The sequence below is a fragment of the Chlamydia pecorum E58 genome (assembly GCF_000204135.1).
Lineage (GTDB): Bacteria > Chlamydiota > Chlamydiia > Chlamydiales > Chlamydiaceae > Chlamydia > Chlamydia pecorum.
Genome location: NC_015408.1, coordinates 255,631 through 281,778 on the forward strand (window position 1 = coordinate 255,631; position 26,148 = coordinate 281,778).

Consider the following 26,148-nt stretch of genomic DNA (forward strand, 5'->3'; position numbering starts at 1 on the left):
ATCCATTCTTTAAAAAGAGTTTGTGCTTCTTAAAGAAGATGGTTTAGTTGTTATATAAATGATTCCTTTTACTAAAACTATTGGGTTCCGGTTATGGTTAGCGTGCGTAACTGCAATCATTGTTCCCTTGGGGATCAATATTGTCTTGCTTAACCTAGGGCAATACCACTCTACAGTAAAATCCATCTCCACGGCACTAAGGGAAAATACTGCATTTAAAGCCAATACTTTCATGCAAATTGTCCCTTTAAATTCGGATGTCCTTTCTTTGTTCTCCGAGGTATTGCAGTTAAATAAAGGTGTTCCTAACGCTCCAGATTGGGCTTTAAGCAATGAAATGCAAAAGATCTTTCATCAGACCTATGATGAGATCTCCCTGATCAAAATTCAAGAAAACGGAGAGAAAATCGTTGTTGCGTCGAGTCTCCCCGAGCATTTGGGGAAAAATTACAATGACAACATCACCATCACTCCAGACAAAACGCTCTTAGCTTCGTTTAAGCGTGGGGAGACTTCTGATGAGATGTTTACTGTGATGCAATTGAACCTCTTCGATCCTAAAACTCAAGATCTTCAAGGGATTATATATACTACATTTAATGCTAAAGATCTCTTAAAGAACTTCATGATCAACCAACAGGACTACCTTACAATAAAAACTGCGATCCTATCTAAGCATGGGGTGATCCTCAAAGCTTCAGATCCTGCTCTAAATCTTAGAAGGATCTCTCCCAACATTTCCCAAGAGGAGTTTTGCCAGGGGTTTCTGAATCATGATCTCTGCACGAAAACTTTGTACTTAGAGCCTCTTCAGCTTCACCCTCTTCCTTCCATTGGAGAAAATTTTTTCTCTTTTACCATCAAAAATAAAGAAATGTGGGGCTACATGGAAGACCTCCCTAGTATGGACATTTCTATTCTATCTTACAGCCAAAAAAGCCTAAGCTTCTCCCCCTTATGGAAAGAAGTAGTCGTGTCTTTTGCCTACTTTTTCTTTATCCTCTTTGGAAGCTTCTTAGCGTTCCTTGTGGCCAAGAGGCTCTCTTTACCTATCCGCAAGCTCGCAACAACCATGATTGCCACAAGAAAAACCCTAAAATATCCCCCCTACACTGAAGATTCCCTAGGGTTTGAGATTAATCGCTTAGGGGAGATTTTCAACGCTATGGTGGATAATTTAGAAAAACAGCAAGAGCTCGCAAAAAAAAATTTCCTCCTTAAAGAAAATGCCCAAAATGCTCTTCAGCTAGGAGAACAAGCCCAACAAAGGCTTCTCCCTAATGCTCTTCCCTCAGCTCCAGATGTACAAATAGCTAAAGCTTACATTCCCGCGGTTACTGTAGGGGGAGACTTCTTCGATGTATTTACCCTAGGGGAAGGGCATAATGCTAAACTCTTTTTGATCGTTGCAGATGCTTCGGGGAAGGGTGTCAACGCCTGTGGATATTCACTATTCCTGAAAAATATGCTGCGAACTTTTCTTTCACATTCCTCCTCCTTAAAAGAAGCTATTGAAAAAACTTCCTCTCTTTTTTATGAAAATACCGCAGATTCCGGGATGTTTGTCACCCTATGTGTCTATAGCTACAGCTACGCTTCGCAAACTCTAGAGTACTATTCCTGCGGCCACAATCCCGCCTGTTACGTCACCCCCCAAGGAGAATCCTGCTTGCTCTTTCATCAGGGCATGGCATTAGGATTCCTCCCCACCATAGCTAAAGCTTCATCCATCCTCTTCCACCCCCAACCTGGATCTCTTCTTATTCTCTATTCTGATGGGATTACTGAAGCTCATAATGCCCAGCAAGAAATGTTCGGAGAGGAGAGGTTATTAGCTCTCGCTCGCACACTGACAAACAAAACCGCTGAAGAAGCAGTTCATGCTCTTATGCTTGCTGTAAAAACTTTTGTAGGCAACCAGCCCCAACACGACGATATTACCCTGATTATTCTTAAGATACTCGCATCATGAAGCAAACACTCACAAAGCGTATTCTTCTATTTCTATTTTTAGTCATTCCGATTCCTCTTATTCTGAATCTTATAGTGATTAGCTATTTTTCCTTTTCTGCAGCAAAAACCAACTGCGTCCAAACGTTATACTCCCACGCGACAAACCTCAGCATAGAATTCGATAAAAGACTGTCCATCCACAAGCTCTTCATCGACAGACTTGCCAACACCCTATCTTTAAAAACCTATGCCTCTGCAGTTGAAGGCTACACCTTTGCTGCAAATGAACTCCATGTTCTTCCAGATACGGATGTTTCTCTCTGCCTAATTAACGTCTTGGATGGTTCTATACACACCAAATATCCTGGAGACCCATTTATCCGTTATCTTAAGGAACATCCCGAACTAAAAAAGAAACTCAGCGCAAACATAGGCCGAGCTCTTCTTCTGACTATCGAAAGCTCCAAACCCCAACACTACCTTGTTCTCACTGAAGATATCACCCCGTGGAACTCCCCGCAAATTTCAGGCCTTCTTGTAGGATTTTACCCTATGGCATTCTTACAAAAAGACCTCTTTCAATCCTTGCATATCACCCAGGGGAACATCTACTTACTAAACAAATATGGTGAAACTCTCTTCTCCTCCCAACCAGACGAAGAGCTCCCTATTTTTTCCTTAGATCTTCCGAACCTCCCAAAGATCTCTCCAAAGGTTTCTTCTTCATTAAAGATCTCTGCTCCTCCTAAAGTTCTACGAGAAAAGAACCTTGTCAGCATCACCATAAAAGGCAAGCGCTACCTAGGGCTGCTGCTAAATAAGATCCCGATTCAAGGGACTTACACGCTCTCTTTAATTCCCCTTAGGGAGCTGATTCGAGAAAGCCTCACCCTCCCTTTAAATATCTTCATATTTTATGTTTTAGCTTTCTGCCTTATGGGGTGGATCTTTTCCAAAATTAACAAGAAGCTTAACCAGCCTCTACAAGAGCTCACTCTCTGTATGGAGTCTGCATGGCGAGGGAACCACAATGTCCGCTTTGAACCCCAACCCTACGGATACGAAATCAACGAACTTGGCAATATCTTTAACTGCACCCATCTGCTCTTGCTAAACTCTATAGAAAAAGCTGATATCGAATATGCTTTCGGAACGCGGCTACAAAAAGAACTCACCATTTTAGAATCCCTGCAGAACTCTCTGTTAAGCCCTGCTTTCCCTACCTTTCCGGGGATCACCTTCTTCTTAAAACACCTTCAGGGAAAACAACTTTCTGGGCACTTTTACGGATGGAGCCCCAAAGATCCCCATATTCTCCTTGGTGTCGTTGGCCTCGCAGGCGATGTTGGACTCCCCTCCTACCTCTATGCCTTATCTGCCCGCAGTCTCTTTCTTGCCTATGCTACGCTTTACTCCTCACTGACACAGGTCAGCGAAGAAACTACAAAGAGCTTCTCCACAACAACAGAAGGAAATGAAGCTTCTGTCTCCATGACATTCTTAAAATACTCCTCAGAAACTCAAGAGCTCTCCTTCCTCTCTACTGGGGGGCATGCTCCTACTGTATTTCTCAAACGCAAAGATACCTTCTCACATCTCCCCTCACCAAGCTCTCTCCCCATACTTCCAGGGGATCTCCTAATTTTCGTCACGGGAAGCCAAGCTCTCATACAACATCTCTCTACACTTCCTCTAGAAGCTCTCCTTAAAGATTCGCTCTCTCCCGTAAACGATGACAACTTCATTTCCTCTTTAGTGGAACTCCTAAACTCTCAAAACCTTACGGAAACAGAAGGCACCCTGACTATCCTGAAGTTTTCCCTTCAAGCGCCTATGCAAAACCAAGTCACTGAGCGCTCTTTATAGAATTTAGCTCGTTCTCTTTGAAAGGCGCTGTTCCTTCTTCCTTAGACTCTAAAGCTTTTTGAGACAGCGGGAAGTAAAAATCCAACAATAGCGCAAGCACTGCAGAAATTATCAAAAAACCGATGGATAAAGAAGCACAGGCAATCAATGCTATCGGGGTAGGGACTGTTGATAATGCTGCAATGAAAGCAGAGGCTACCGCAAAACCTAAGGCAAGAACAAAGCTCACCTTAGAAACCGTATACAAACACGTTCTATAGGGAAGAAGCCTCTCTGTACATGTAGACGTTTCTCCCTGAGAAATTAAAGATGTCACTTGCATAGCCACAGCCTTACCTTACATCCTCCTTTGGTTTTTCTCGAAGAGTCCCCTACTGACATAAACCTAGGATTCATGATAAAGAAGCAAGATAGTAAAGTTTTTTCTTTTTTTTATGCCACGATTAGATGAATCTGTTTTTCATTCCTTAACCCAAGAGCCGCAGCCTCATGCCTTAGAAGAGATCTTTTGTAGGGATGATGAAGCAGGATTCGAGGCGTATCGCACGACAGCGTTACAGTCTCCTCTTGCGGCAAAAACTGTCCGCATGGCAAGGGAAACCGCGCGTTATATCCTCTCCGACAATGGGGAGATAGATAGCGTAAGGCTTGTAGAAGCTATAGAACATCTCTCTCATTGTTTATATCCTTTAGGGCCATATCGCCACGAAGAAACACAAATCCGAGAGCATCTCCTACGCATGCTCAAGGCCCTAAAGGAATCTTCCGAGCTCAAAGACCGCATAAAAAAGCTTTTTGTTCCTTCCTATGTTTCTATCCAAAATCTCATCCGCGATACTCTAGCTCTAGAAGAAACTGCTTCTATATCTACATTCCATGTCCGACAAGCGGTGCTTGCAGCAATGTTTTCCTACTTACGTCAAGATGTCGGCTCATGTTTCGCTACAGCGCCGGCTATTCTTATTCATCAGGAATATCCTCACCGCTTTCTCAAAGACCTTGAAGACCTACTTAGCTCTGGGAAGCTCACGCGAATCATCGGCTCAAGAGAAGTTACTATTCCTATAAATCTCTCAGGATGCATTGGAGAGCTATTCAAGCGCATAAGAATTTTAGACCTCCATCCCGATCCTATACAAACTCTTTCTTCCTCTCCAGGGTTACAGAAAGCTTTTGAAGCTGCAGGTGTTCTTCATTCCTTAGAGGCCCCTCAAATCCAAGTACAAAAACTGCTCGCTCATGAATATCTCCTCAAGAAACTCTCCCAAGAGCATGATACCATTTCCGCTCACGAGATCCTACAGTCCACGCTTCTTAACCTCTATCAGCTCTCTGAAACTACGGTAAAAGCCACTCTCTGCAAAGAGGGCATGTTCAGCAAAAATCCTGCTCTGTTCCTCTCCCAAGATCCCCGAGAGCTCTCCCAAAACCAAAGGGTATATGGCTACCTCTTTGCCTATAAACAGGCGAGGAGAGCCTTTATCCACGACACGCAAAATCCCCTGTTGAAATCTTGGGAGTACTCCCTAGCAACACTTGCAGATGCAAACTCCTCCTCAACCCTAAACCACATCCGCATCTCCTTAGGGTGGAACAGCAACGATTCCTATAGCATTGCTACACAAATGAAACAGTTTATAGAACAGGAAATTGAATCACTCCGTTCTGTAGTGTCTAAGTGTGAGCAAACCTATCAAGAAGCGCGTTCCCAGCTGGACTATATCGAAAATCGCTTGAAAAACCCTCTGAATACCCAAGATAGCCAGATCCTTACTATGGATCACATACGCTTCCGCCAAGAGCTAAATAAAGCTCTCTATGATTGGGATGCCGCCCAAGAAAAAGTAAAGAAACTCTTAAATCTCCCTGACTATCTGCTTTCTTTTTACGCCAAAGCTATCCCACAATACTTCCGCAGTGCGTACGATGCTTATATCCAAGAGTTCTCCCATATCCATACAGATACTCCCGCGGGATTCCGGCTTCTTTTTACCCATGGAAGAGCCCATCCCCACGCATGGTCTCCGGTATACTCTATAGAAGAATTTATCCGCTTTCTTTCAGAATTCTTCTCCTTAACAGAAGTCGATCTCATGGGAAAACACGCAATCGTCGATCTCGAAAAAGAAACCTCTTCTCTTATTCATCATCTCATTTCTCTGTTACACACAGAGCACTTTCAAGAGGCCGCACTTACTCGCATCCTAAATACCTACAACCTTCCTGTCCCCTCCCCCCTCTTTGATCACTTAGACACGCTTGTCATCACCCCATGGGTCTACATTTCAGGAGGCTCTGTAGAATCCCTACTTACGGATTACTTTGAACTTACAACTCCCATCACGACAATACAAAAGCGCCCCGAAAATGCTCATGAGCTCGCTGCTTTTTTCTCAGACGCCCTCAAAGACCTCCCCGAAGGCATAAAAAGCTATTTAGAAGAAGGGGACCACTCCCTCCTGACAGCCTCTCCAACACACGTATTTTCCTTAACAGCAGGCTCTCCTTTATTTCGAGAAGCCTGGGATAATGATTGGTACAGCTACACATGGCTACGAGATGTCTGGGTAAAGCAGCACAAGACTTTTTTAGAAAACACCTTACTTTCACAACCGGAAGTGTATGCCTGTTTAGGGAGTTTCTGTTCGAAATACTCTCTAAATTCTCTAACTCAAGAACTATATGATTTTTGTGCAGAACCCTCCCAGTCTCTCCCAGAGCTTTACGAAAAAAGTTCTCGCTTTCTACAAGGAGCCCTCCAAGATGCCCATTCCCTAGAGCTCTACCAACGTAGGCTCGCGCGCCACCTCGTTCAGGAACCCCCCTATGTCTCAGAACAACAGCTTCCAGAAACCCTAGAGATGATTTCCTCCTACTTGGGAATTTCCTCCCGCATGGCATTTCCTAAATTTCAAGAGCTTATAGAACGCCACATCCCCAAACTCTCTCTACTGTCCTCTTCTGATCTGCGGCATCTTTACCTAGGCTTGCTTATGCAAAGTTACCAAAAGGTCTATGTTGAGGAAGATCTCTATATGCGCGTAGCCAGTGCTATGAGACATCATAAACTTGCCTACCCTGCACCTTTGCTCTTCGGTGATAGCAATTGGCCTTACAGCTACTTCGGCTTCCTGCTCCATCCGGGAACCGGTCATATCGACTTATGGCAATGTAACTACGCAGGGCTAAAAGCCTCTCCTTTGGAAAATCTCCAGGAAATTCTTGCTGTAACTCGTCCATGGACTCTTTATGCCAACCCTATAGATTACGGCATGCCTCCCCCTCCAGGATACCGCAGCCAAATGCCAAAAGGGTTTTTCTAAGTCCCCTTAGGTTTTTTTCTTTTTCCCAAAGAGTGAAGAGAAAACCTTCCTTAAAGAAAATCTCGAGGTTTCCCTCCCCATAATAGAAATGCTCTCTGTTAAAGGGAGCTTTTTAGGGCAGACCCTTACGCAATTATATGCTTGCCCACAACCGCGAATACCGTCTTTCCCCATGAGCCTACGCAAGCGCTCTTCAGAGCGCTTATCCCCAGGGTAAGAATTAAAATAACGGACTTGGGAAATCGCTGCAGGGCCGATAAAATCATTATGTGCATTTACCTGGGGACAGGCCTCAGCACAACACCCACATGTCATGCACATAGATAACGTATAGAGAAGCTCCTGCTGCTCAGGAGTGACCTTAGGGCCAAAGGTCTCCCCATCAACGTCTGCAGCTACCCACCCTTGGATCTCCTGAAGGTTCTCAAACATTACAGAACGATCCACGATAAGATCCCGCACAAGGGGGAACTTCGTCAGAGGCGCTAGGGTAATCTCTCGAGACTGTGTAGTATCTATATATTCTTTTATCAATGCAGTACATGCCTGACGAGGAACACCATTAACCAACATCGCACACGAACCACAAACCTCCTCGAGGCATCCCTGTTCCCACACTACAGGATCTACTACTTCTCCTTGGGTATTTATCGGGCGTTTTTCGATTTCCATAAGGGCGCTAATCACGTTTTCCCCAGGATGTAGGGGAAGCTCGAAGCTTTCCCAATACTGGTTTCCAGGCATGCCACGATAAATCTTCAAAATAAACGTATTTTTAGGCTCCATAAGTCTCTTCCTTATATGGGCAGGCGAATGTTTTTGGGAAGGTTGTCTAAAACAATCTTTCCTGTTGAAGATTTAGTGTAGTCCCTCAAAGAGGGAGCGACATGGCGTGTATCCACTGGACAATAGGTAATCTCAGGCTCTTCAGGATGATAAGACGCTAAGGTCGTTTTTAGCCAATGTTCATCATCACGCTTAGGGAACTCCGGCTTATAATGGGAACCTCGAAATTCATTACGCAAGAGAGCTCCCTTGGTAATCGCTAAAGAAAGCTCTAACATCGGCCGCATCTGACGGATGAAATGAAAAGACTTGTTTGCAAACTTCGAAGAGTCATGAACAGAAACACGAGAAAGCCTCTCACGAAACTCCTTAAGATGCTCTAAAGTTTTTTGAAGATCATGGTTATTACGCTTTACTGTCACGTTCCGCACCATTATAGCGGCAATTTCCTCGTGTAATACAAAGATATTTTCCTTTCCTTTTCTCGAAAGGATCTTGGCATTTTCTTCTTTCTCTATATGTAAAGCCTCTTCATATACTCTAGAGCTCCCTAAAGCAGGACCAAACACCTCTATATAGCGTGCAGCTTCATCTCCAGCAACAAGCCCAGCAAAAATACATGATAATAAAGAATTCGCCCCTAGACGATTCGCTCCATGATATTGGAAATCAGACTCCCCACAGTTAAAACAACCTGGGAGATTAGTCATCTGTCGGAACCGCCCTTCTCGATCAGGATCATCAGCAGCAGGCCAATCTACCCAAGCCCCTCCCATCGAATAATGTACCGCAGGGAAAATCCTCATAGGAGTTGTGACGGGATCGTCACCTGTAAACTTCTTATAAATATCTAAAACGACTTCTAGTTTGTGCAGAGTTTCTTTAGGCAAATGCGTCACATCCAAAAAGACCTCCATTTTGCCATCCACGCCTAATCCGGCCTCGCAAACTTGCAAAATCGCCCGTGCTCCAACGTCTCTACTGACGAGGTTCCCATAAGCTGGATACATCTCCTCAAGGAAATACCAAGGCTCTCCACTCTTTCCACATGGTCTTTCTGAGCCATCAGGGAAGAGGATCTTCTTAGAAGCATCTCCAGGGACCCACACGCGCCCTCCTTCTCCACGAACCGACTCAGAGATTAACCGAAGCTTATCCCGACCAGGGATAGCTGTAGGATGAATCTGAATAAACTCAGGGTTTGCATAAGTCATGCCTTGTAAAAAGAGCCTCCCGTTCGCTGCACCTGTACAAAACGTGGAGTTCGTAGACATCTTAAAGATAACTCCAGGTCCTCCTGTAGCAACAATCACAGCGTCTCCCTTAAGCACCTCTAAGCGGTTGTTAAACAGGTTCATCAAGATGATCCCACAAGCCCTTCCCTCGGCATTAGTCACAAGACGAAGAAACTCATGGTTTTCTCTTTTTATGATTTTCCCTGCACTTTCTCTCCTGCGCACTTGTTCATCTAAGGTATACATCAGCTGCTGGCCCGTAGAGGCACCACAAAAGACTGTACGGTGATATAAAGTCCCTCCAAACCTACGGACATCTAAATCCCCAGAAGCACTACGATTAAAGGGACAGCCAAAGTTCGCCAACATGCGGATAATCCTTGGAGCTGTGAGGCACATCTCCAAAACAGGAGGTTGATCTGCAAGGAAATCCCCTCCTTTTATTGTATCGTAAGCATGTATATAGGGAGAGTCTTCCTCTTCTGACTTGAGATTGAGTGCTGCGTTAATCCCTCCCTGAGCACACACAGAATGGGAACGCTTTACTTTTGTGAGAGAAACAAGCTCTACAAGAACACCACGATCTGCCAGCTGAATTGCTGCAGCCAACCCTGCCAATCCTCCACCGACAACAATAACTCTACGATTTCCCATCACATCACTCGATATAGGTCCCAAATCACACTCACTCCCAAAGCAGCGACTCCTACCATCATCCCATAACAGATATACCGCAGACGTAACTGAGCCCGAAAAGAAACCACGACTCCCCAGCGGCAACACAATGTCCATAAACCATTAAAGCCGTGATATGCCGACGCCAATACTAAAAGTGTATACAGAGCCGCCATCCAAAAGGAACTTAAAGAGTCCCTTACAACATAAAGAAATGCTTGTCCCGCACTACGAGTAAACAGATAGACCTTCCCTTCGGGAAGCATAGCAAGATCTTGCTCTGAAAGATCACTCTTACCTATTTGGGGCACAGGAAGATCTTTTTCATACAATACGAAAAAATCTTTCGTGCCCTGAATGACTTTAGAATAGTGTGAGGGCTCTATGCCTACAACATAGTATGACTGCCCATAAGTATGAATATGCAGAGGGTAGCGCACAAAACGCAAATGCACAATGTGAAAAAGCAATCCGAACAGGATGATCCATGCTGTCACTCGTTGCCAGGTATAAGCATAATTTCTTGCGAAAGGAAGGGAGGGGACACTCCCATCCCCTCTGGAAGAATTACTCTTTCCCTGTAAAAGATAGACAATCCCAATAATGGCATGGCAAAGAAAGGGCAGCGCTAAACACGTTATCTCGATAACCTTCAGTCCTGGGATGGTATGGAAACGATCCACCATGGCGATAAAGCCTTTCCCCCAACCCCAATAAGATGCTGCAAGCTGGTTTGTAAGAAGATGTTCACATAAAAATAACGTAAATGCCAATCCCGAAAGTGAGTGCACACACCGCAAAATAAACGGAAGATAATACGACCACGAGGGAAGATCTTCGTAAGAACTCTCTTTTTTGTGAGACATGAGCAAGATTTTCGTTAGAACCCTTTTCGACTTAAAATAGAGATTCTCACACTATTCTGGAAAGTGCTTTTTCAAAGAAATCAATCCTACGTATGTTGCAAAAAACGCAAGGTATTCCTACGTAGAATCGCAGCTAGTTCCTCTTCAGATTCCCCCTTAAGATTTGCAAGAACCTGAAGAGTATGCACAATATATGCAGGCTCGTTTCTTTTTCCCCGATACGGTGTGGGGGCCAAAAACGGCGCGTCAGTTTCTATCAGCAAATGCTCTTCAGGAATCTGTGTAACAAGATCCCGAAGATTTTGAGCATTTTTAAATGTGACTATTCCGCTTATTGAAATAAACCATCCCCGAGATATTAACTCCTGAGCTTCTTCCAAAGATCCTGTGAAACAATGCAGCATCCCAGGAAGCGCTCTAGGGTCATTGATATAGTAAGCATCTAAAGCTTGGAAGAAATCCCGAAACGCCCCTCTACAATGTACAACCAAAGGAAGCCGAGCTTCTAAAGCAATTTCGAAATACCTCCTGAGAACCTCATGTTGCCTACGGATTGTAGCATCGGTCTCTCTTGGGCTATAATCTAACCCTACTTCGCCAACAGCAGCGAGCTTTCCCCCGAGGGCAAGATCTCGGACATAACTCACCATAGCTTCAATATCTTCCTGGGCATCCTGGGGAGGGGTTCCACCGACATGGAAAAAGCGTATATTGGGAAACTTTTCTGCATAAGCAAAAGATCTTCCCAACTCTTCAACCGTGGAGGAGACGTTCACAAGTAATGACACTTCAGAATCTTGAGCACGACCTAAGACGTCATCAATATTGTCACAAAAAACCTCGTCAGCAAGGTGAGTGTGGGCATCAGTTAAAGACATAGTTCCTTTTCCTTAAATACATGAATAATGCTGCCTTTAAAGTTACTCCCTATGAGGAATATCTTCTACCAAGGAGAGACAAAAACTATTGTTTTCGTCTCTCCTTGTAAACTTCTGGATTAAGGAAGGAGAGCCCCCGCTACAGCTTTTTCTAACACTTGTACAGAGAGCTTCTCAGGAAGAACAACAGGGTCCCCATACTTAGGATAAAAAACATAAGAAGGGACACTCGCACGGCCTAAACGAGCAAGCTCCTCGGTAATTCCTGGATCCTTACGAGTCCAATCGGCTTCTAATAAGATAACCCCCTGCTCTTCGAACATCTTGCGTACGCCTGCACTGTGCAAAAGAGGCTTGTTCATTTGGCATGTCACACACCATTTTGCAGTAAAGTTTACAAAGATAGCTCTCCCCTGACTGCGTAATTCCTCCAACCGCTGTGAAGAAAATTGCTCCCATCCTTCACTTACGACAGTTGAGGAGGAAGAAAAACGTGTCGCTGCAAAGCTCAAAGTTAATGCTCCCAAAATTGAAGAGAGAAAAACTAAAGAGATCACAGTTCTTTGTTTTCTAGGGCTTACAGGTGTCCCCCATTGTCCAAACATCCATGCGCCAATGCCAGCCAACCATAACCCAACCAAAAGAAGAACAACAGCATTCGTGCTCGTTTCTGCCCCAAATATCCACAGTAACCACATCACTGTCCCCAAAAGCATAAAGCCAGTGACTTGCTTAAAGGTATGCATCCAACTTCCCGGCTTTGGTAATAGCGAAAGCATCTTAGGAAAAATCGAAAAGAAAAGATAAGGTGCTGCCATGCCTAAGCCGATAGATGAAAACACCAAGAGCTGCTCAAGAAAAGACAACGACATCACCAATCCCAAAATTGAACCTAAAAACGGCCCCGTACAAGGAGTCGTGACAAGAGTTGCCAACACCCCATTAAAAAATGATGCCGAAGAGCCCGAAGAGGAGCGCATCCCCGAGGAATGCAGTTTTCCTCCAAGGTTAGAAAACATTGTTCCTACTTCAAACAACCCAAGGGAACTCAAGGAAAAGAGGAAAAAAATCAGAATCAATGTTGCGACAAACATCGGCTCTTGAAGCTGAAATCCCCAGCCAATGTTGTGGCCCAAAAATTTTAAGAGAAACGCCACTCCCGCCAATCCCCAGAAGCAACCAACCACCCCAAACGTAAACCACAAACCATGAGCAATTACCGAGGACTTTTGTTCCCCAGCAGACTTGATTAACCCATAAACCTTTAAAGTCACCAAGGGAAGAACACAAGGCATCACATTAAGAAGAACTCCCCCAAGAAGCGCCATAGCAAGCAGCGCAGCAAACTGCCATAACGAAGTCCCCTCTTCATCAGTCAAGATCTCACTACGAATCTCTAAAGACTCCACAGGAGCTCCTGAAGAATCCGCAAATAGTAACACCCCACGAATCTCCCGGAGCTTCGGGAAAGAAGCCAATTTCCACGCGAAGCCCCCTTTAGGAGAATCCATGCGTTTTGCTAGAGAAAACGCTAAGTCTTCTGTTTCTGAGATAAACCATACCCTATCTGTAGGCTCTTTGAGCTTTTCAGAAAGATTCACAATAATTTCATTTCCCTTTCCTCGAGCTACACGAACCGCTTCCTGATTCTCTATAAGACGCGGCTGCAAAAACAAGGTTTCTGTAAACTCCCGACTCCTCTCAGGAAAAACCTCTGCTCCCCCTTGTTTATAAGGCAAGATCAAGTTCAACTCTGCAAATCCCGGAAGACAACTCTCCCTACCACAGGCAAGCCACTCTACCTGAGCCCCTAAAACAATCTCCTCATCTACAGAGAGATATTCCGGAACAGATACATCTGCAACAATAAGAACAGAATCTTCATAACCAAAAAAGGTCATGCCATTATCTTCGAAAACCTTAGGAGCAGGCCAGTGCTCCTCAAGAACCTTAAAGCCTTCCGGCAGCTTCCAAGAAATGCTCAAAGGACTCCCCATATCCCCAGGGTTTTTCCAGTAGATATGATTTCCTCTGCTCGTTGTGATCCTTACCCCTACGCGCAACGTCTTTTCCCCCGGAGCAAGATGCGAGACTTCAGAAAGAAGTTCCGCCTCAGAAGAGAAGTTTTCTACATGCGCCTCCTCAGCATGAAGAGGCGAGAACTTCCCAGAAAGGACTGGAAAGGAAAAAAGCAACGCAATAAGTACTGTATGAAAACACGTTTTGATTTTATTCAAAATAACTCCATGCATTTCTACATTAAGGCAATAATTATACACTATTTATCAATATAATTTTATAATTGCTTAAGTAAATCTCTTTAACAAAAGCTGCTTGGCTCTATACTAAAAATTTGCTAGGATCATTTTTCAAACCTCCCTCACGTGTATTAGTAAAAAACTTTACGATGTTACGACTTGCGCAAAACCCCATCATTCAGGCTTACAGGGAAGCCGATATCTTCGGTAAGGGAATTTTTTTTAGCCTCCTCCTTCTGTCCCTATGCACCTGGACAGTACTCCACCAAAAACTTGCCATACAAAAAAAATTTTTAAAATCAGGGAAGAATCTTAAAGAATTCTTAATAAAAAATCGGCATGCGCCTTTATCTTTAGATGTCACTCCAGAGCCAAGTCCTTTTGCGGATTTGTATTTCACGATCAAGAGGGGAACTTTGGAGCTTTTGGATAAGAATCGCCAACGCGCTCCTGATCGTGGTCCCGTATTGGCTCCCGAAGATATTTCATCTTTAGAGACCCTTTTAGGGGCCGTGATGCCAAAATACCGCGCGCTTTTACATAAAAATAATTTTATCCCTGCAACAACAATTAGTTTGGCGCCATTTTTAGGACTTTTAGGGACAGTCTGGGGAATTCTGGTAGCATTTTCGCAAATTAGCTCTGGGAATGCAGGAAACTCTATGCTAATGGAGGGACTAGCGACAGCTCTAGGCACAACGATTGCGGGGCTATTTGTTGCGATCCCTTCATTAATCATGTTTAACTATCTTAAAGCATACTCTTCCCAACTCATTTCAGAAATTGAGCAGACGGCGTACTTGCTATTAAATTCTATAGAAGTCAAATATCGGCAAAATAGTTTATGAAACGCAGTTTCGCTGAAGATCCCGAGGAAGATGCCTCGGTAAACCTCACTCCATTAATCGATATTGTCTTTGTCATCTTGATGACATTTATGATTGCTGTGCCTATGGTTAGATTGGATTCCATAGCCTTAGCTTCGGGAAATGCTCAGAAAAAACTCGAAACTGAAGAGCATACTGCTACTGTGATTAAAGTCTTCGCAAACCATACGATAACGTTAAATGATCGTACGCTCTCCTTAAATGAGCTCGCCTCACAACTTGCCCTTGTGCATAAACACCACCCTGAACATATCCCCCTACTCCTTCAAGATGGAGAAACGCCGTTCAAACTCTACCAGCAAGTAAAAACAGCAATAGAATCCGCAGGGTTTCATGAGCTTCATGTCGCCCTACAAAATTAAGCTTATGCACAGATATCTGCGTTATCTTCTCTTCTCCCTATTCCTGCATACTGCTATCCTCCTCGGGGTCTGTATTTCCCCTCATCAACCTAAACAATCCCAAAGCAAAGTCCCCTTTAAAGAAAAATTCGTCGCCCCCTTACCTTCTTCTACATCTCCACAGACTATCTCCACTCACATTTCCCAGCCTATTCTCCAACCACAACCCCCTTCGCAATACAAACTAGCCCCCAAACCAAAGCCAAAAACACAAAAAATCCAGCATAAACCAAAAGCTCCTCCAAAACCTAAGGTACAGACTTCCCCGCAAAAACCCTCTTCTTTTGAGCAACTCCATGCCTTAGCACAGCTTGCTGAGACGCTATCACAACGCATAGAGAAAACAGAATCCTCCCTGGAGACATTCTCATTGTGTACGCCATCCCAACTTACTATGAGCTCTTCCCTCGAAGAAACTCAAGAAAACGAATTGTGCGAGGTATTCCGTAAATACCTGACTCTCCCCTCTCCTGGAGAAGTGCGCATCAAAATTACTCTTTCCCCCTCAGGAAGTATTGAAGAATGTATCTTCCTCTCCCCTATAAGCCCTGCAGATAAACACATCCTCATGCAAAGAATCCACTCGCTTCCTTTTCAAAAGTTTTTCTCAAAATACAAACTCTCGAAAAATATCTCTTTTCATATTAAACTCCTCAGTAACGAGATCTAGAGCTTCTTTTCATTAAAAGGAGGTTTTCGTATGCTGCGAAGGCTATGTTTGGGAGTATTTCTATGCTTCTCTCATCTTCACGCCCATGATTTAGAAGTTGTCGTCGCTACAGAGTCTGCCCTCCTTCCTCTAAAGATTTCCTACAGTGTAGAAGATACTAAACACCAAAAATATCTCCGCTCCCTTATAGACATTTTCCAAAGCGATTTAGCCCTAGGAGATCGCCTGCTGCCACAACTTGTCCCCTCCCCACCGCCTTCTTCAGAATTACAACTCTCCTTGCATCTTCGCTATCCTACCCTCTCAGTAATCTTGCTCCGCCCCAAACAATCCCCTCAAACACTACATTCCCTGACCCTTTCTCAAGACCTTTCCCATGACCGACAGCAAATTCACCAAGCTGCAGATATTGTCCATCATGCCCTCACGGGAATTCCAGGGATTAGCTCTGGACGTATTATTTTTTCCCGAAGCAAAGGAGGGAAAACTCAAGAACTAAAGCAGGGAGAGCTCTGGGCAGTAGATTACGATGGAGGCAATCTTGTGCCACTTACTAAAGAAGCCTCCCTATCCGTTACACCAAAATGGGCTGACCTCTCTGCAGATTCTCCCTACTTTTATGTATCCTACAAACTAGGCGTGCCAAAGATCTTCTTAGGTTCCCTAAAGAACACAGAGGGGAAAAAAGCCCTTTCTCTCACGGGGAATCAGCTCATGCCGGTATATTCTCCAAAAAAGAAACTCCTCGCATTTATTGCAGATACCTATGGAAATCCAGATCTATTTATTCAGGCATTTTCTCCATATTCTGGATTTCTAGGGAGACCTCGGAGGCTTCTAAATGAAACCTTCGGGACGCAAGGCTCCCCTAGCTTTAATCCTCAAGGCTCTCAGCTTGTTTTTGTCTCAAATCGTGATGGGCGCCCTCGCCTTTACATCATGAACCTCGATCCCGAACCTCAATCACCTCGACTGCTGACAAAAAAATATCGAAATTGCAGTTGCCCAACATGGTCTCCTGATGGTAAAAAAATAGCCTTCTGTTCTGTCATCAAGGGGACACGGCAGATCTGTGTTTATGATCTAACTTCTGGAGAAGGCTCCCAGTTAACCACCTCCCCACAAGATAAAGAAGGACCTTCGTGGGCTGCAGATAGCCGCCATTTAGTCTTTAGTTCTGGGAATGCAGAAGAGTCAGAGCTGTACCTGTTAAGTCTGATTACTAAAAAAACTAAAAAAATTGTTATAGGATCAGGAGAAAAGCGTTTTCCTTCATGGGGAGCTTTCCTCCACAACAAATAAGATGTATTTATGAAGATTTGTTCTCTACTTAAGTTGTGTGTATTTTTGCCTGTATTAATGCTCTCTTCATGTAGTCGGCCTTATGACTATTGGGAAGATACATGCCGAGAATGCCATACAAAAAAGAAGAACTGCTCCTTTGGATTTGTTCCTCTATATACTGATGAAGAGCTCAACCAGCCCTTCTCCTTAAAAGCTGTAGACTCTCAGGAAGAGCAAAATTATAAGAGTGCCTCTACACCAACATTTCGTAATATCACCTTTGAAACTGATAGCTACTCGATTAAAGGAGAAGAAAACCTGTCTATTTTAACTACTCTTGTCCACCACATGAAAAAGTCCCCAAAGGTTACGCTATATATTGAAGGACATACGGATGAGCGTGGGGCGGCATCGTATAATCTTGCTTTAGGCTCCCGTCGGGCAAATGCCGTGAAAAACTACCTTATCAAACAGGGAATTTCTGCAGAGCGTTTATTTACTATCTCCTATGGGAAAGAACACCCTCGCAACCCTGGTCATGATGAGCTCGCTTGGCAGCAAAACCGCAGAACAGAGTTTAAGATTTATGCGCGTTAATTTTTATGCCGTGCTTTGCTACGCCTTATTTGGAGCCATAAGCGCCTCAGCAAGAACACCTTCATTGCAGGCTGTTCTCGCTGAAGTTGAGGATGCTGCAGCAAAACTTCACTCTCATGAATCTGAGCTTCTCTTACTTACAGAGCGCTTAGATGAATATGACACACGCTTGCATAAGCTACTTTCGGCAAAGCCTGAAGAGCTCTCACAAAAGATCCAACAATTGGAAAAAGACCAAAAGGTACTCGCAAAAACGCTAGCAACATTAACGAGCTCTCTAAAAGAAATGCAAAACTCCTTGCAGAGCAAGCTTCAAGACCTCCAAAAAGACTATAAACTCCTTTCTCAAGATCTGAAGTTTTTTCGTCGCTCCCTACAAGCTTTGGTTGACGGCTCCACTCCAGGAGCTTTCCCAGACTTCTCTGATCCCGTCCCCAGCCATATCTATATCGTCTCTCCCGGGGACAATTTAAGCTCCATAGCAAAAAAATATAAAATTTCAGTTAATGAATTAAAAAAAATTAATAAATTAAACTCCGACCTTATTTATACTGGCCAAAGGCTATGTTTACCAATGAACACGCAATAAATAGGTTTTTTTATTTTTTATTCACAAATACTTTTCTAGATAATAAAAAATATCTTTTGTAGGATGCGAAATAAATGCTAGCCCTTCTATTCCCTAATGAAACCAGCAGTTGCTTTATTTGGTGAAGCAGAAAAAGGAAGCTATGATACAGCCTATTACTGTCGTTGTTTAGTAGATTTACATCACTACTTAGGCGATATCAATGGCATAGGAATGACATTAGCCATTAAAACACTCTTGCATGACTTTAATGTGGTATATTTCAGAGTAAAAGAAGAAGGTTACTGCATTGATAGCTACTTATTCGGCCTGCATTTCCTAAATACCCAGACCACCTTAAATAACATCATTGCAATTGCTTTGCCCGGGGTCGGAGATCAACACATCATAGAAGCCTCTCTATCCCTATGCCAAAAGCACAAGAGCCTTCTGCTCTTTTCCGATCAAGACTTCTACGATCTGCTCACTTTTAATGTGCTATTTTAATCCAAAGTTTCAAAATAGCTCTGCAACCCTGCTTCATTAGGAGCCATAGCTTTTTCTCCTACACGCCAGTTTGCAGGACAGACAAGACCATGAGCCTCAAAGAAAATTAATGCATCCAAAACACGAAGCTCTTCTTCTATAGAACGCCCAAGCGGAAGATCATTTATAGTTAAATGACGAACAATTCCTTCCTTATCTATTAAGAATACCCCACGTAATGATAACTCCTCTTTAGGGAGCAACACACCATAATCTGCAGACATGGTCTTCTCCACATCAGACAGTAAAGGATAGGTAATTCCTGCGACCCCTCCTGCTCGCTTTTCTGTATTCAACCAGCGTTTGTGGGTCTCTATATCATCTACGGAACAGCCAAGAACTACAGCCCCACGCTCCTGAAAAGCTTCCAAAGCCTCTTGAAACGCGTGTAGCTCGGTAGGACATACATAAGTAAAATCTTTAGGATAAAAGAAAAGAACAACGTATTTCCCTAAGTAATCCTTCAGGGAAATTGTGGTTTCCTCGCCATCAACAACAGCTTGAACAACAAAATCAGGGGCAGATTTTCCAATTAAAAATGCTGACATGTTTTCTCCTTAATAACGCACCAGAGAGGACTTGAACCTCTGACCACCTGGTTCGTAGCCAGGCACTCTATCCACTGAGCTACTGGTGCTCATCCCAAAAGCTCTTACCAAAGCAAGAGCTTTAAATCTTTATAACTACTTCACACTTACCCTTCATCTTCATTGCGCAATTGACGAAAGCGGCCCTCTTTCTTTGAGGACACATCCTTTATTTCCACGGGGGAATTTGCAACGAAAAAAGAACTCGTGAGAAGAAGGGATGATACAGAAACTGCATATTTTAATGAAGAAGTTGTTACCTCAAGAGGAGTACATCCCCTAGATAAAAAAAGATTTTCAAAGGAGTCTTTTCTTCTATAATCCTGATCTCCCCCCTCGGGATGGGAGAGCGCTTCTATTACCTGCTCGGGATCATACTCGCAATGTGTTGCCAACGCCCTCAATGGAGACAATACTGCTCGCAACACCCCCTGAAACCCAAAATCTGCGCCTAAAGAAAGCCCTTTAGGCACAGAGATCTCTCTTGCAGCTCGAAGTAGCGCCTCCTCTCTATCAGCAACTACACCTCGTATACACGCAGATCGCACAACCTGTAAGGCGTTCTCTATCTTAACCTTCTTTTCTCTCAGTTCGGTTTCTGTCTCTGCTCCCAGGGAAATCTTTGCCACACCCCCAAGAAATCGTGAGAGGCGTTCTTTTAAAGTATGCGCTTCCTCACACGATTTGCTCTGAGAGATGGCGGAGCGAAAGTAGCGAATTCGGGACTCCTTAGCTTTTATCTCACCACAGCCATGTAAAAACACCGCAGCATCATGTTGTATACTCACACCGTGAACTTTCCCCAAGGCATCCAAAGAAATGTTTTGAAAGGCTGTCTCTGGTTCATGAATTACAGAAGCTCCGGAGAAAATCGCAAGATCCTCCAAAAAAGCTTGAGCACTTTCTCCCGATTCGGGGATTTTCAATGCACACATGGGGAACCCCCGCTTCAACTTATTGAGAACCAGCGTATTCAAAACATCTTTACTAAAGTCCCTAGCGATTAGAATTAGAGGGAAAGCTTTTTCCCTAAGGACAAAATCTAAAAAGCCCATGCAGGAGGAAGATATTGTATGGATTTTACAGTCTAAAAGCAGCAGATAGGCTTCTTCCCAAAAGATATCCATTGTGTCGGGACGCGTCACAAAATAGGAAGAAAGGTATCCTGTATTTAAGCTCATCCCTGAAATGAGCTCTAAAGAAGACTCTGCATTTTGACTCTCTGCCACGACAAACATCCCTTCGGGGCCAATCTTATCTATGGCATGGCTAATCATTGTTCCCAAAACTTCGTCCTGAGCTGTAGAGATCGCAAGATGTGCTATCTCCTCAAAGCTCACAGGAGTAGAGAGCATTTCAAGCTTTTGACTTATGCTCTGAGACGCCAGAAGGATCCCCTGGGTGATTTCTTGAGGATCCATCCCAGAAAGGATCCCTTCCATGCCCATGGAAAAAATCGCCTCGGCAAGAAGTATTGTTGTTGCTACGCCATCGCCTACATGACTGACAACGCGCATAGCAGCATCTCTAAGGATTTTTATGCCCAAGTTCTCAAAAGGATCTTCAAGAGCAAGCTCTTTAACAACTGTTAGGGCATCATTGGTAATTATCGGTTTTTCATAAAGGCGAGAGACCACAACATGGCCTCCTCCTAAAGTGCCTTGCACGGCTCTGGCTAAACAGCTCACTCCACGATGCAACGCTCGCAACCCTTCAATCTGACGCGATAGTTTAGCCATAGAATTTTTCTAGCAACTGCAGCCGATCTACAAAAAAGTCATCTTAGGAACAACAATCTTTCCTGTCAAATCGCGCTGAGTCTTTATTCCTCAGCATAATCCGCAATTAAAGAGGGAGCGCGCAAAGAATGAAACGCTGTTCTAGCTTCTACACAAAGCTTACGTAAAGGCCACATAATATAGCGTTCATTTTGGCATATATGCAAGAATCTCTCGTCTCCAATAATCCGGCAAATAGAAGTTCTTCTTACAGGAATTTTATTTATCGCTAGAAATGCTGCGGCGATTTCCTTGGGATAAAGGTTCTTCAGCACTCCTAAAATCGTGCATTGGGTTTCAACAGGAAGAAATACCCTGGGGTTTTTAAGGACAAGAAGCACCCCTGAGCATAGTTCCATCTTATACTTTCCAAAGAAAGGCTCATAATAAAAAGGTAGAAACACCACTCCAGGAAGCTTGTGGCGGTTCAGCTCCCTTGCAACACGCTCCCCATCCATCCAAGGGGCACCTAGGACCTTAAAAGGCAATGTATACCCCACACCGATGCTTGTTATAGACAATGCTCCAAGAATTCCCGTGGTTGCATAAAAAAAAGCTGACTGTGCATCAGGAATTTGTGGACTAGGGGGGATCCAAATACAGCCTGTATCTTCAAAGGACATTGAACGTTTCCAGCCCTTCATAGGGACAACACATACGTCAGCTTTTGGAGCATAAACACGCTGAAAAAACAATGCCAGCTCTCCAGGGGTCATTCCATAGCAATAGGGAATTGCAGGAGCATCATGATCTCCAAACTTCGCTATAGGGCCATCAATAATCTCCCCTCCCATAGGGTTTGGCCGGTCTAGAACTAATAAACGCTTATGATAGGTTTCTGAGGCCTTAACTAAACGAAACAGCACAGAAATAAAAGTATACGAACGCACTCCGATATCTTGCACATCATAAACCAAGAGATCACTATCTTGGACTACCTCAGGAGGGATATCTTGCATATTATAGAGCGACGTCACCGGGATCCCCTGGGGTTCTAGACGAGTAATTGTATCGGCTGGAGAAGAACCATAATAGCCGTGTTCTAACGTACACAAGCGCACCAAAGAACAGAGAGATCGCTTTGCGAGGAAAAGAGAAAGAGCATCTTCCCCCTGAGCGTTAATTGCTGCATGATGCGATATTAAAACGATTGTTTTCCCAGCAATATGCTGTGTAAAGCACTCTTCAACAAATAGGCGATCCAAACCTACGAGAACCTGAGCAAAGCTCATAGGGGAGAAGCTAAATCCTAAAAACAAAAATAAAAACCACAATCTCATGACTTTTTGATACATGATGAATACAAATAACTCGAGAATTTTCCCCAAGATACGATAAGCTAAGGATTCCCTGACACTACGTAACGGAAGATTCGTGGTTTCATAGAAAACCTCATAGGCGTGTTTAGGAGGAAGTTGTGGACATTATTATTGCCAGTTCTCACGGTTATAAAATTAGAGAAACAAAAGCTTTTTTAAAACGTTTTCCCTTCTTTGATATCTTCTCCTTAGTAGACTTCCCCCACTACCACCCCCCGCAAGAATCAGGAGAGACCACAGAAAAAAATGCCCTAGCAAAAGCTGTGCATGCCGCGCAACAGCTCAATGCTTGGGCAATTGCCGATGATACTATGTTGCGCGTTCCTGCTCTTCATGGTCTTCCAGGCCCAAAGTCTGCAGTCTTTGCGGGAGAACACGCTTACGATAAAGAGCATCGAGAAAAGTTGTTGAAGAGCATGTCTGCTTTGGAGTCTCCTGTAGATCGCTCTGCGTATTTTGAATGTTCCGTAGTATTAGCTTCCCCCCACGGGGAGGTGCATATCACACAAGGAATCTGCGAAGGCTATATCAGCCATCAAGAAAAAGGGTCTTCAGGATTTGGTTATGACGCTATTTTTTTGAAATTTGACTACAAGCAGACATTTGCAGAGCTCTCAGAAGAAATCAAAAACCAAGTTTCTCACAAAGCAAAGGCTTTGCAAAAACTTATCCCCTACTTGCAAAATCTCGAGGAGAAATCTTCAGCTTCTCGGAGTTAACTTATGCAGGGAGCTTTCTAAACACTCACGAATCTCTCTCATCTCTACAAGGAGAGCTTCTGCCCGAAGAAAATCCTCCTCGAGCCGAGCGACTGCAGGCATCCCTTCATTGGGTTGAAATTGCTGAATTGCCAAAGGCATCTCTAAACTTACCAAAGGCTTTGCAGTTAATCGGTGTGTTTTATTAAAAACAACAGTTTGAATACTATCACTCATGGCCACTCATGGGAGCTTCCAGTTAATCATCGGTTGATTCAACGTATTAAGCAGGTAATTAATTTTTGAAAAGTGCGAACACCCAAAAAATCCCCGATGTGCAGCTAAAGGTGAAGGATGGGGAGAAGATAAAATCGCATGTTTGTGTGTGGAATGAAAAAGAATGTCACATTTTTTCCTTGCAGCCGCTCCCCACAAAACAAAAATAAGATGCGTTCTTTCCTGGATTAACTTATGCACAATGGCGTCTGTAAATTTCTCCCACCCTTGGCCTGCGTGAGAAAATGGCTGACCCGCACGAACTGTAAGAACAGTATTTAAAAGAAGCACACCCTGATCCGCCCATGCCTGCAAACACCCGGAGTGATTCTCTATGCCTAGGTCCGCTTTCAGCTCCAAGAAAATATTTTTAAGAGAGGGAGGAAGACACATCCCAGGAGGAACGCTAAAACTCAATCCATGAGCTTGCCCTTCTCCAGGATAAGGATCCTGACCTAAGATGACCACACGCACCTTAGCAAAAGGGGTACTTTTCAATGCAGAGAATATGTATTCTTGCTTGGGATAGACCGTATGTTGCGCATATTCTGTTTCTAAAAAATGCTTCAGCTTCAGCATGTACGGCTGCGACCATTCCTCTTTCAGTTGCTCTTGCCAACAAGAAGGAAGCTGATCTTGCCAAGTCTTAGGGATCTGGTCTATAGTGGGAACTCTCTGCATAACAACAACCTTGATTTCTTTATTCGGGGAAATCCCCCACCTTTATATTATGCAAACTTTAAGATTCCCCCAAAGGATAACAATTAACAATTAGGACTCTATGATAATTTCTGCTGAATTAAATGACGCCCAACTCTCTGCTGTTACTTCCCCATTACGTCCCGTCTTGGTACTTGCAGGTGCTGGTGCTGGGAAAACTCGTGTGGTGATTTATCGCATTCTTCACTTGATCCATCAAGGAATCGCCCCCAGAGAAATTTTAGCAGTAACATTTACTAACAAAGCCGCAAAAGAACTCAAAGAGCGTATTATGCATCAATGTCCCCAAGCGCAATACGATCTCCCTATGGTCTGCACCTTCCATAGCCTCGGAGTATTTATCCTTAGACGCTCTCTCCATCTCTTAAATCGGGAAAATAATTTTATTATCTATGATCAGGGAGATGCTGAAAAACTTATAAAACGCTGTCTACAACAACACAACCTCAAACAAAATCTTGTTGACAGCATGCAATACCACATCTCTCAAGCGAAAAATCGCCTACTTTCCCCAGAGGATTTAGATCCTCAAGATTATGTCGATCCCGTAGTGACTATCTATAAAGAATACCAAAAGAAACTGGAAGAAACCAATGCGTTAGATTTTGATGATTTACTATTTCTAACGGTAAAACTTTTTAAAACTTGCGCAGAAGCACGCCAAGAGTATCAGGAATTATGGAAAGCCCTACTTATAGATGAGTACCAAGATACAAACCATGCACAGTATACTATGGCGCAAATCATCTCTGATCAACATCGAAATATCTTTGCAGTTGGAGATCCCGACCAATCAATCTATTCTTGGCGAGGAGCTAATATCCACAATATTTTGAACTTTGAGCAGGATTATCCCCAAGCGCAAGTTTTGCGCTTGGAAGAGAATTACCGCAGCTATGGAAACATTTTAAACGCAGCAAATGCTCTTATCCAGAATAACGCTTCACGGTTAAAAAAAGAGCTACGCAGCGTAAGGGGACCTGGAGAAAAAATCCGCCTTTTCCTAGGAAAAACAGATAGAGAAGAAGCAGATTTTGTGGCAGAGGAGATTCTTAAGATCCATCGGAAATCTCAAATTGCCTTGAGAAACTTTTGTATTTTTTACAGGACGAACTTCCAATCTAGAACGTTTGAAGATGCGCTATTGCGTCGGCGAATCCCCTATGAAATTCTGGGAGGGTTATCTTTTTATAAACGCCGAGAAATCCAAGATATTCTTGCCTTCCTAAGAATGTTTTCAGCAAAAAATGATCTTATCGCTTTTGAAAGAACTCTGAATCTTCCCAAGCGAGGTTTAGGTCCCGCAGCAATCTCTTCTCTTAATCACTATGCCCTAACAGAAGGACTCTCCTTACTAGAAGCATGCAAAAAAACTCTTAAAACCCAAGATGTAAAGCTGTCAAAAAAACAGCAAGAAGGGCTGAAAGACTACCTTAGCATCTTCCAGCAAATGGAAGTTGCCTATGAGACACAACCCCTAAGCGAGTTTATGATCTCTCTTTTAAGAATCACCCAATACCTGAACATCCTTAAGGAAGACCCGGACTCTTTTGAAGATCGCAAAAACAACCTTGATGAGCTCATTTCTAAAACTTTTGAATGGGAACAGCAAAATCCTGAGGGATCTCTAGAAGCATTTTTAGATGATCTTGCATTGAAAAGCTCTACAGATGAAGAAGATCTCATTTCTGATCGCGTGAACTTAATGACTCTCCATAATGGGAAAGGCTTGGAATTCCGCATTGCTTTTGTCGTAGGTTTGGAAGAAAATCTTTTTCCCCACGCAAACTCCAAAGGAAACTATGAAAATCTTGAAGAAGAACGAAGGCTATGCTATGTAGGGATCACACGAGCTCAAGACCTCCTGTACCTCACAGCTGCACAAACCCGACTTCTTTGGGGGACCGTTCGAGTAATGAAACCTAGCAGATTTCTAAAGGAAATCCCCAGGGACTACTTGATTCACGTGCATTAAGT

At 43.6% G+C, this 26,148-nt stretch carries 23 protein-coding genes and 1 tRNA gene; 12 read left to right on the plus strand and 12 right to left on the minus strand.

Translation table 11 applies throughout. The features are described from left to right. Nucleotides 1-58: 58 nt before the first annotated feature. Both G5S_RS01110 and G5S_RS01115 read left to right on the plus strand, forming a co-directional pair. Nucleotides 59-1,972 carry a PP2C family protein-serine/threonine phosphatase gene (locus tag G5S_RS01110; protein ID WP_013712335.1) on the plus strand — a complete coding sequence of 638 codons (1,914 nt, stop codon included), beginning with the start codon at nt 59-61 and terminating at the stop codon, nt 1,970-1,972. Continuing rightward, nucleotides 1,969-3,819, plus strand: coding sequence for a PP2C family protein-serine/threonine phosphatase (locus tag G5S_RS01115; protein WP_013712336.1), 1,851 nt, complete (start codon nt 1,969-1,971; stop codon nt 3,817-3,819). The genes G5S_RS01110 and G5S_RS01115 overlap by 4 nt, the downstream gene beginning before the upstream one ends. On the opposite strand, the gene G5S_RS01120 is transcribed toward G5S_RS01115, so the two are convergent. Next, nucleotides 3,800-4,147, minus strand: coding sequence for a hypothetical protein (locus G5S_RS01120; RefSeq protein ID WP_157858686.1), 348 nt, complete (start codon nt 4,145-4,147; stop codon nt 3,800-3,802). The two genes, G5S_RS01115 and G5S_RS01120, sit on opposite strands and share 20 nt — an antisense overlap. A 106-nt stretch (nt 4,148-4,253) precedes the next feature. Between G5S_RS01120 and G5S_RS01125 the strand changes: the two genes are divergently transcribed. Continuing rightward, complete coding sequence (locus G5S_RS01125) at nt 4,254-7,142, plus strand: hypothetical protein (RefSeq protein WP_013712338.1); 2,889 nt, start codon at nt 4,254-4,256, stop codon at nt 7,140-7,142. Between the two features lie 6 nt (nt 7,143-7,148). On the opposite strand, the gene sdhB is transcribed toward G5S_RS01125, so the two are convergent. The 5 genes from sdhB to G5S_RS01150 all read right to left on the minus strand — a co-directional run bounded on the left by sdhB (nt 7,149) and on the right by G5S_RS01150 (nt 13,819). Then, nucleotides 7,149-7,928, minus strand: a complete 780-nt coding sequence (gene sdhB / locus G5S_RS01130) for a succinate dehydrogenase iron-sulfur subunit (protein WP_013712339.1) — start codon at nt 7,926-7,928, stop codon at nt 7,149-7,151. 11 nt (nt 7,929-7,939) lie between these two features. Next, the gene (gene sdhA / locus G5S_RS01135; protein ID WP_013712340.1) at nt 7,940-9,817 is read right to left on the minus strand and encodes a succinate dehydrogenase flavoprotein subunit; all 1,878 of its coding nucleotides are present in this window, start codon (nt 9,815-9,817) and stop codon (nt 7,940-7,942) included. Further along, entirely contained in the window at nt 9,817-10,704 is an 888-nt protein-coding gene (locus tag G5S_RS01140) for a succinate dehydrogenase cytochrome b558 subunit (protein ID WP_013712341.1), read from the minus strand. The genes sdhA and G5S_RS01140 overlap by 1 nt, the downstream gene beginning before the upstream one ends. Nucleotides 10,705-10,790: 86 nt before the next feature. Beyond that, nucleotides 10,791-11,582 carry a TatD family hydrolase gene (locus G5S_RS01145; RefSeq protein ID WP_013712342.1) on the minus strand — a complete coding sequence of 264 codons (792 nt, stop codon included), beginning with the start codon at nt 11,580-11,582 and terminating at the stop codon, nt 10,791-10,793. A 119-nt stretch (nt 11,583-11,701) separates the two neighbouring features. Further along, nucleotides 11,702-13,819, minus strand: a complete 2,118-nt coding sequence (locus tag G5S_RS01150; protein WP_041467062.1) for a protein-disulfide reductase DsbD family protein — start codon at nt 13,817-13,819, stop codon at nt 11,702-11,704. A gap of 170 nt (nt 13,820-13,989) precedes the next feature. Between G5S_RS01150 and G5S_RS01155 the strand changes: the two genes are divergently transcribed. From G5S_RS01155 to G5S_RS01185, 7 genes are all read left to right on the plus strand, one after another. Further along, nucleotides 13,990-14,688, plus strand: coding sequence for a MotA/TolQ/ExbB proton channel family protein (locus G5S_RS01155; protein ID WP_013712345.1), 699 nt, complete (start codon nt 13,990-13,992; stop codon nt 14,686-14,688). Beyond that, a complete protein-coding gene (locus G5S_RS01160; RefSeq protein WP_013712346.1) occupies nt 14,685-15,089 on the plus strand; it encodes an ExbD/TolR family protein in 405 nt (134 codons plus the stop codon). The genes G5S_RS01155 and G5S_RS01160 overlap by 4 nt, the downstream gene beginning before the upstream one ends. A gap of 4 nt (nt 15,090-15,093) precedes the next feature. After that, the gene (locus tag G5S_RS01165; RefSeq protein WP_041467063.1) at nt 15,094-15,798 is read left to right on the plus strand and encodes an inclusion-associated protein; all 705 of its coding nucleotides are present in this window, start codon (nt 15,094-15,096) and stop codon (nt 15,796-15,798) included. A gap of 30 nt (nt 15,799-15,828) precedes the next feature. Next, on the plus strand, nt 15,829-17,100 hold the full coding sequence (tolB, locus tag G5S_RS01170; protein ID WP_013712348.1) for a Tol-Pal system protein TolB: 1,272 nt from the start codon (nt 15,829-15,831) through the stop codon (nt 17,098-17,100). Between the two features lie 9 nt (nt 17,101-17,109). Then, a complete protein-coding gene (locus tag G5S_RS01175; protein ID WP_013712349.1) occupies nt 17,110-17,679 on the plus strand; it encodes an OmpA family protein in 570 nt (189 codons plus the stop codon). Then, a complete protein-coding gene (locus G5S_RS01180) occupies nt 17,669-18,268 on the plus strand; it encodes a LysM peptidoglycan-binding domain-containing protein (protein ID WP_013712350.1) in 600 nt (199 codons plus the stop codon). Before G5S_RS01175 ends, G5S_RS01180 begins: the two co-directional genes overlap by 11 nt. Before the next feature lie 96 nt (nt 18,269-18,364). Further along, a complete protein-coding gene (locus G5S_RS01185) occupies nt 18,365-18,754 on the plus strand; it encodes a hypothetical protein (RefSeq protein WP_013712351.1) in 390 nt (129 codons plus the stop codon). Here the strand turns inward: G5S_RS01185 and G5S_RS01190 are convergent. From G5S_RS01190 to G5S_RS01205, 4 genes are all read right to left on the minus strand, one after another. Further along, complete coding sequence (locus tag G5S_RS01190; RefSeq protein WP_013712352.1) at nt 18,751-19,341, minus strand: peroxiredoxin; 591 nt, start codon at nt 19,339-19,341, stop codon at nt 18,751-18,753. The genes G5S_RS01185 and G5S_RS01190 overlap by 4 nt on opposite strands. Before the next feature lie 16 nt (nt 19,342-19,357). Next, nucleotides 19,358-19,430 (minus strand) — tRNA-Arg (locus tag G5S_RS01195). A gap of 57 nt (nt 19,431-19,487) precedes the next feature. Further along, complete coding sequence (gene groEL, locus G5S_RS01200; protein ID WP_013712353.1) at nt 19,488-21,119, minus strand: chaperonin GroEL; 1,632 nt, start codon at nt 21,117-21,119, stop codon at nt 19,488-19,490. 83 nt (nt 21,120-21,202) lie between these two features. Beyond that, nucleotides 21,203-22,438, minus strand: coding sequence for a DUF1343 domain-containing protein (locus G5S_RS01205; protein WP_021756977.1), 1,236 nt, complete (start codon nt 22,436-22,438; stop codon nt 21,203-21,205). 137 nt (nt 22,439-22,575) lie between these two features. Here G5S_RS01205 and rdgB point away from each other — a divergent pair, with 137 nt between their 5' ends. Then, nucleotides 22,576-23,196 carry an RdgB/HAM1 family non-canonical purine NTP pyrophosphatase gene (rdgB, locus tag G5S_RS01210; RefSeq protein ID WP_013712355.1) on the plus strand — a complete coding sequence of 207 codons (621 nt, stop codon included), beginning with the start codon at nt 22,576-22,578 and terminating at the stop codon, nt 23,194-23,196. On the opposite strand, the gene G5S_RS01215 is transcribed toward rdgB, so the two are convergent. Together G5S_RS01215 and ung are read right to left on the minus strand one after the other, a co-directional pair. Next, entirely contained in the window at nt 23,179-23,412 is a 234-nt protein-coding gene (locus G5S_RS01215) for a hypothetical protein (protein WP_013712356.1), read from the minus strand. The genes rdgB and G5S_RS01215 overlap by 18 nt on opposite strands. Nucleotides 23,413-23,418: 6 nt before the next feature. Further along, on the minus strand, nt 23,419-24,132 hold the full coding sequence (gene ung / locus G5S_RS01220) for a uracil-DNA glycosylase (protein WP_013712357.1): 714 nt from the start codon (nt 24,130-24,132) through the stop codon (nt 23,419-23,421). Nucleotides 24,133-24,235: 103 nt separating this feature from the next. Between ung and G5S_RS01225 the strand changes: the two genes are divergently transcribed. Further along, nucleotides 24,236-26,146: an ATP-dependent helicase gene (locus tag G5S_RS01225; protein WP_041467065.1), complete on the plus strand. Its 1,911-nt coding sequence runs from the start codon at nt 24,236-24,238 to the stop codon at nt 26,144-26,146. The last annotated feature ends 2 nt before the right edge of the window (nt 26,147-26,148 follow it).